The organism is Methylobacterium sp. B1 (assembly GCF_000333255.1).
Classification (GTDB): domain Bacteria; phylum Pseudomonadota; class Alphaproteobacteria; order Rhizobiales; family Beijerinckiaceae; genus Methylobacterium; species Methylobacterium fujisawaense.
Genome location: NZ_BACT01000871.1, coordinates 1 through 6,157 on the forward strand (window position 1 = coordinate 1; position 6,157 = coordinate 6,157).

General features: G+C 71.0%; 7 protein-coding genes and 1 pseudogene. 5 read left to right on the forward strand and 3 right to left on the reverse strand.

Features of this window, described 5'->3' with window-relative positions:
* The first annotated feature begins 1,136 nt into the window (after positions 1-1,136).
* Complete coding sequence (locus tag I53_RS24865; protein WP_043355782.1) at positions 1,137-1,619, forward strand: DUF2721 domain-containing protein; 483 nt, start codon at positions 1,137-1,139, stop codon at positions 1,617-1,619.
* 246 nt (positions 1,620-1,865) lie between these two features.
* Positions 1,866-2,045, forward strand: coding sequence for a hypothetical protein (locus tag I53_RS24870; RefSeq protein WP_043355784.1), 180 nt, complete (start codon positions 1,866-1,868; stop codon positions 2,043-2,045).
* Between the two features lie 17 nt (positions 2,046-2,062).
* Here the strand turns inward: I53_RS24870 and I53_RS24875 are convergent, their stop codons facing one another.
* The 3 genes from I53_RS24875 to I53_RS34275 all read right to left on the reverse strand — a co-directional run bounded on the left by I53_RS24875 (position 2,063) and on the right by I53_RS34275 (position 3,370).
* Complete coding sequence (locus I53_RS24875) at positions 2,063-2,320, reverse strand: hypothetical protein (RefSeq protein WP_043355792.1); 258 nt, start codon at positions 2,318-2,320, stop codon at positions 2,063-2,065.
* A 311-nt stretch (positions 2,321-2,631) separates the two neighbouring features.
* Positions 2,632-2,985 carry a hypothetical protein gene (locus I53_RS24880; RefSeq protein ID WP_043355786.1) on the reverse strand — a complete coding sequence of 118 codons (354 nt, stop codon included), beginning with the start codon at positions 2,983-2,985 and terminating at the stop codon, positions 2,632-2,634.
* 196 nt (positions 2,986-3,181) lie between these two features.
* Positions 3,182-3,370, reverse strand: a complete 189-nt coding sequence (locus tag I53_RS34275; protein WP_148311233.1) for a hypothetical protein — start codon at positions 3,368-3,370, stop codon at positions 3,182-3,184.
* A 159-nt stretch (positions 3,371-3,529) separates the two neighbouring features.
* Here I53_RS34275 and I53_RS24885 point away from each other — a divergent pair.
* From I53_RS24885 to I53_RS24895, 3 genes and pseudogenes are all read left to right on the forward strand, one after another.
* Positions 3,530-4,508, forward strand: a pseudogene (locus tag I53_RS24885) (catalase family protein).
* 143 nt (positions 4,509-4,651) lie between these two features.
* On the forward strand, positions 4,652-4,831 hold the full coding sequence (locus I53_RS24890; RefSeq protein ID WP_043355788.1) for a hypothetical protein: 180 nt from the start codon (positions 4,652-4,654) through the stop codon (positions 4,829-4,831).
* A 236-nt stretch (positions 4,832-5,067) separates the two neighbouring features.
* Positions 5,068-6,108 (forward strand): AraC family transcriptional regulator, encoded by a 1,041-nt coding sequence (locus I53_RS24895; protein ID WP_043355790.1) that lies wholly within the window; start codon positions 5,068-5,070, stop codon positions 6,106-6,108.
* The last annotated feature ends 49 nt before the right edge of the window (positions 6,109-6,157 follow it).

Sequence of the window (6,157 nt, forward strand, 5' to 3'; positions counted from 1 at the left end):
ACGGGGTGAAAACCCGCGCGGGGCGGCCCGGCCCGCCAGTTCCGCGCCCGAGGCGGCGCCGGTCAGGAGGGCCGTGGCGGCGCTCGCAAGAAGAAGCTTCTTGATCATCTGGTCTTCTGTCTTCCGTTGTGCGGGATGTGTGCGGGGCGANCAGAACGACAGGGCGCGCCAGGGCGATAGTGCGTCGCCGCAACAGCCCGGATACGGGCCCTCCCGCCAAGACAGCCAAGTGTGCTGGGGCACATCCCGATCGGGATTGGTCGAAGCGCTCTCAACCATGTGTATCGGAGTGTTTCCGAGAACAAAAAGCCCCGCCGCGCGGTGCGGACGGGGCTGAAGTTCGTTCGTAAACGTTCCCAGGACCAACCAGGAAGCTTCGACATTCACTAGAGCCTACCGGCAGGCGGCCCGCAAGTCCGTCTGCGACCCGAAGAGCGGTTAACATTAATTTACGAACAGCCCAGATCGGTCCCCCGGATTGCCCGCTTGCGCGAGGCGGGAGATCTGCTCCGGTCCGGGAGCGTATCGGATCGTTGCCCGTCGGGTTCGCGCCGGCCCGGCCCTGATCTTCCGGCGTCCGACGGCGGATGCGCCCGCGCGAATAGGGGGCCCGGCCGGATCCGGATCTCGGGCGGACGACCGTGAGTCCGGCCGCGGCCCCATGGACCGATCGATCTCCCGGGGCGCCGCAGATCTCGCGCAAGACCCGGTGCCGGCTCCCGGTGCGGACCCGCTCCGCCCGGCCTGTGGGGAAGAACCTGCGGCCGCCGCACGGCCGAACGGCCGCGGCTTTCCCGGCGCATATCAGGCCCTATCTGCCCGGCCTCGTCATCGGTGGAGAGTTCAGGAGACGCGCATGGGACCCGTCGCGCTGCCTTCGATGCCGGTCCTCCCGGCCCGTATCGGGATCGGGCATCTGTGCCCCACGCCCGCCGGGAGGCTTCGGTGACGGACACGCCGGCCCCCTACATCGCGGTCGCGTTCCTCTCGGCGCTGTTCCTGCTGGTGGCCGGGCTGCAGGCGGAGGGGCTCCTATGGTAGGCTGCTCCGCCCGGGACCCGTGCGCACCCGCGCCTCCATCCGCACCGATGCCCGGCCGCGCCGGGACATGACATGTCCGCGAGCGTAGCGCGTCGATGTTCGGCTTCTCCCTCAATGCGACCGAGCCTGACAGCGTCGCGCACATCATCCAGGTGGCGCTCGCGCCCGCCTTCCTGCTGTCGGCCCTGGCGACGCTGCTCAACGTGTTCTCGACCCGACTCGGCCGGATCTCCGACAAGGTCGACAGCCTCTCGGCGGAGACCGCCCGGGCCACGGCCGCCGAGGCTGTCCGCCTCACCCGCCGTCTGACCTTCCTGCGGCGGCGCTCCTTCGTGCTGGACGTGGCGGTGGTCCTGGCCTCGCTCGGAGGCGGGCTGATCGGCCTGGCGGTGCTGACCCTGTTCGTCGGGGCCCTGCGCGACGCGGCGACCGCCTCCGTCCTGTTCGCCTGCTTCGGCGCGGCGCTGATCTGCACGGTGGCGGCGATCGCGGCGTTCATGACCGAGATCCTCATGGCCGGCCGCGGTGTGCGCGACGAGGTCGAGCACCGTCAGGATGCGGTCACGACGCCACGGTGATTCCGCATCCGAATCACCCGGGCCGCGCCGGGGCCGGTCCAATCCTCGAATGCGCCCCGCAACGGTGCGCCAGCGGTGCCCCCGTGGCGCTTCGTGGCGCTTCGGGGCGTGCGGGGCGCCGTTCAGAGTGCAGAACGGTCGATCCGTGGTCGCGCGGACGGCCATGAACGATTGCGGCGTGCGGGAACCGGGCCTTAATCTTCCGACGGCCTGATGCCGCCGTCGGCTTCGCCTGAGTGTTCCGTGATGAGCTTCGCGATTATGATTGCCCTCGTTGCCGGAGCGCTCTGCCTCGGAGTCCTGTCCGCGCTCCTGCCGTTCGGGGGGCGGGAGGCTGAGGAACCGCAGGACCTGCTCCCGTACGAGGATGAGTTCTTCGATCTGGGCGGCCCGGTGATCGATCTCGAGGCGCGCCACACCCCCTGACCCCGCCGGGAGGTGTCCTACGGGATGCCGGATCCCACCGTGCCGGGCGGCGGCGTCTGCCGGGCAGACCAGACGACCCGGCCTGCGGGGTCCCTCAGAGCCGCCGAGCCCGACCGGCCGGAGAGCAACTGTGTGAAGCGTGCCTTCGCGGTTGCGACCGCCGCTTCGTCGGTGGCGCCGGGAATCTGCTCGTCGTGGATAATGATGCCGCCGGCGCTCTCCCGGTGGACGATGCATTGCAGCCGGTAGGGCACCGGGGTCTCGATCGGGGCCATGGCGATCTCCTGGCCGGTCATGGGGGCGGCGCGCCGCCAGAGCCGGCGCGGCGACGCAGGATTCCGGACGGCGGCCCTTTGTCGGTCCGGATGGCGAGGACGCCGCAGGACATCCAGCCGGCCTGGGATCGATGACTGGCTCACCTCCTTACCAGATTCCTTCGGCGCGGGCGGGTCTCCCCGCCGCGGTCTTCGCGCCCGCCCCGGCCGTCGCCGGGGCACCCCGGTGACACGTCTCAAGGCTCTCGAAGCGCGGTTCTCGCCCCTGCTCGCCCGCCGGGTCAGCGGCATCCCGGGCCGGCCATGGGGCCCTAGCCGCGCCGGCGCCCGATGACGCGTGGGCGGTGCGTCGGCCTGTCCGGCAGGCGGGATGGGCTCGATCCGGCCCGGTCGTCGGCCGAGGTCCGGGGCGCGGGCAGCAACAGGGGCGGGGGGCGGGGGCGCTCGACGACGACCGCCTCAAGGAGGACCGGCCGCATCGTCCGTGTGGGCCGCGTCACGGGCCCCGGACGTATCGCGAGGGTTCCGAGGGCCCAGAGCCCGAGGCAAAGCAGGCCGATGAGGATCCCGTCCCAGGACGGCTCGGTCCGGCACATCAGGATGCCGGTCCCGGTGAGGGACGCCCCGGCCGCGAGCAGGCGCGGTGTCGGATCGGCGGAGTTCATGCCGTACCCTCCGTGGCGTTCCCTGAAGACGCGTGAACGGCATCGCTACACTTGTCGGCAACCCCCCTGTTCTCCCCGAGGCACACAGCGGTCGCTGTGGTCGGTTCCGGCGAGCGCATCTCGATCCGCCAGCCCGGGATGGTATATCGGCGCCGCACGTCCAGCCGCCCGGCCCGTTGCTCGGCGCGGCGCGGATTCAGACCTCCACCTCTTCGACGTGGAGGCCTCCGGCCCGCAGGTGGCTCGGGATCCGGGTGCTGTCGCGGAAGCCGGCTGCGCGCGCCATCGCGTCGAGGGCTGCAAGGGGATCGAGCGCGGAGCCGATCCAGAGGATCGCCCCCGTCGCCGCCTGCATGATCCGGAACACCTTCACGCCACGCCCCAAGTCTCGACCTTCGGACAAGCTCGGGGGGCTGCCGGGTGTTCCCGGCGGAAACGGCGCGGCCCGCAGCTCCCGCCGCCCTAAATGCCCGGAACGGCCTGCATCCGAACGGTTTGCGGCTCGGATCCGCTGCCCGGCGCCCCCGAGTCTTCCCCGAGGCCCATGACCGACTTCATTCGCTACACGCCCGACCTGGAGGCTCCGCAGCCCGATGAAGCGGCGGTCCATGCGGGCATGGTCGAGCAATTCGCCAAGATCCAGGGCACCACCCTGAAGGATGACGGCCACGCGGTGCGCGGGGTTCATGCCAAGGCGCACGGCCTGCTGGTCGGCTCCCTGGAGGTGCTGCCCGGACTGTCCCCCGCGCTCGCCCAGGGCGCCTTCGCGGCGCCGGGGCGCCACGATGTGGTTTTGCGCTTCTCGACCAATCCCGGCGACTTCCTCGACGACAGCGTGTCGACACCCCGGGGCCTCGCCATCAGGATTCTCGGCGTTGCCGGCGAGCGCCACCGACACCCCGCAGGTGTTCAAGAAGGGCTTCTCGGCCCTGCTGCGCGGCGTCGAGGCGGTGCTTGAGGGACTCGGCACGAAGAGCCCGACAGTCATCACCCTCGGCGGTCATCCCGAAACCCACATCCTGGGCGAGACCTTCTACAGTCAGGCGCCCCTGCGCTGGGGCGATTACGTCGCGAAGGTCGCGGTGGCGCCGGTCTCGCCCGAACTGACCGCGCTCACGGGCGCCGCCCTGAACGTCAACGGCAAGCCGAACGGCCTGCGCGAGGCGGTCGCGGCCTTCTTCGCCGCGCAGGCGGGCGTCTGGGAAATCCGGGCTCAACTCCTCACCAATCGCGAGACGATGCCGGTCGAGGACGCTTCGGTCCCCTGGCCCGAGACCGAGAGCCCCTATCGTCCTGTGGCGCGCATCACCGTGCCGCGTCAGGAGGCCTGGAGCGATGCGAAGGCGCGGGCGCTCGATGACGGCCTCGCCTTCAGTCCTTGGCACGGCCTCGCCGCCCATCGTCCGCTCGGCGCGATCATGCGCGCGCGCCGAGTGGTCTATCCCCGCTCGGCCGGCTTCCGGGCCGAGCACAACGGCTGCCCGATCCACGAGCCGGGCAGCGCGGCCGCATTCCGGGTCTAGATGCTTGCACGGGCATGCCCGTGGACTGCGGCCGATTCGCGCCGCTCCCAACCGGGCGGGAACGGGGCTGCCCGGGGGCGGTTCTCGAAGGCAAGCCGGCATGGGCCGGCACGTCGAGAATCCGATCGGGATCCAGGAGAGCCATGACCAGCCGAACCGTTCAATCCGCCCTGCTCGCTCTCGCTCTCGTCGCCGGCAGCGCCGGGATAGCCGCCGCGCAGAGCACGCCCAACGGCAACACCTCGTCCCCCGGCGCCCCTGCGGGCGACAACAGCACCGGCAACGGTGCCACCGGCAGCGGCGCAGCCCCGAGCGGACGGTAACGGGGCTCGACCATCAGGATCGAAGTCCGCGATCCTCACAACCGTGTCCCGTCCCGTCCCGCGGCCGACCGGCCTGCGGGACGTTCCACCTCCGGCACCGGATCCCGCAGGACAGGACGAGCCCGGAGCGCAGAGTCCGGTGTTTGGAACGGAGTGCCACTTTTCTAAGCAGCAGGAATCGCCATACTGGCGGCGGGGCCGATGCCATGTGCGCGGTCCGGACCACAACACGGGCGATGCGACCAAAACCGATCCTGCTGCTCACGGGTGAGAGTCCCGGTCATCGTCAAGCCGACGATTGGCGCGACGCCGTCGCGCCGTTCTGGGACTTCACGATCCGCAAGGAAGATCTGTCCGATTTCCGCGGTCAGTCGCGGGTTCGGCACCTCGGCACCGCGATCGTCTGCAGCGCCCGCGCCTCCGGGCTCCGGTTCGTGCGCGAGCGTGGCCTGGTGGCCCGGATGGGCGTCGATCATATCGTCGCCCACATGCGTGTCTCCGGACAATCGAGGGTGGCGGTCAGCGGCAGGGAGCAGGATTGCGCGCCGGGGGACATCTGCCTGTTCGACCTGTCGCGGCCCCTCTCCGCCGCCTCCACGGATTACGCGGCGATCACGGTCGTCCTGCCGCGGCCGCTCTTCGGCGTCCGGCAAAGCGCGCTCGACACCCTGCACGGGGCGGTGATCCGGGGTGCGACGCCGTTCGGCCGGATGCTCACCGACCACTTGCGCTCCCTCAGCACGCACGCGACCGGGTTCTCGGAGCCGGAGGCCGCTGCGGCAGCTGAGGCCACGGCGGCGCTGCTCGGTGTGGCGGCCTTGGGCCTGCCGCAGGAGGATGGGGGCGTCCAGCCACTCGAGCGGGCCCCCCTGCTCGTCGCCATCCGGCGCTTCATCGAGGCCGAGCTTGCGTCCACGGACCTGACCGCCGAGGCGATCGGGCAGCGGTTCGGCGTCTCGCGCAGCGCCCTGTACCGGCTGTTCGTCCCCCTCGGGGGCGTGTCCGGCTATATCCGGCAGCGCCGGCTCGCCCGCGCCTATCGGGACCTCGCCGCCGGCGACGGGCGCTTCGCCCGCATCTCCGATGTGGCGTATCGCTGGCGGTTCGAGAGCCCCGCACATTTCACCCAGGCCTTCCGCGCAGAGTTCGGCTGCGCTCCTCGGGATGTCCGCGCGCAGGTCGCGATCGAACCCGGGAAATCGTCGGGCACAGAGCCGCCGGCCCCGTCGGAGACCTGGACCGACTTCTACGATTGGGTTCTTCAGCTGGCGGCCTGAGCGGATTCAGGCTCCGAAACGCGTGCCCCGGCTCGGCGGGCGCTCTGGA

Bases quoted from the DNA above. Each gene is read 5' to 3' on its own strand.
- I53_RS24865 (WP_043355782.1), top strand. From the start codon at position 1,137: ATGTTCGGCTTCTCCCTCAATGCGACCGAGCCTGACAGCGTCGCGCAC.
- I53_RS24870 (WP_043355784.1), top strand. From the start codon at position 1,866: ATGAGCTTCGCGATTATGATTGCCCTCGTTGCCGGAGCGCTCTGCCTC.
- I53_RS24875 (WP_043355792.1), bottom strand. From the start codon at position 2,320: ATGGCCCCGATCGAGACCCCGGTGCCCTACCGGCTGCAATGCATCGTC.
- I53_RS24880 (WP_043355786.1), bottom strand. From the start codon at position 2,985: ATGAACTCCGCCGATCCGACACCGCGCCTGCTCGCGGCCGGGGCGTCC.
- I53_RS24890 (WP_043355788.1), top strand. From the start codon at position 4,652: ATGACCAGCCGAACCGTTCAATCCGCCCTGCTCGCTCTCGCTCTCGTC.
- I53_RS24895 (WP_043355790.1), top strand. From the start codon at position 5,068: ATGCGACCAAAACCGATCCTGCTGCTCACGGGTGAGAGTCCCGGTCAT.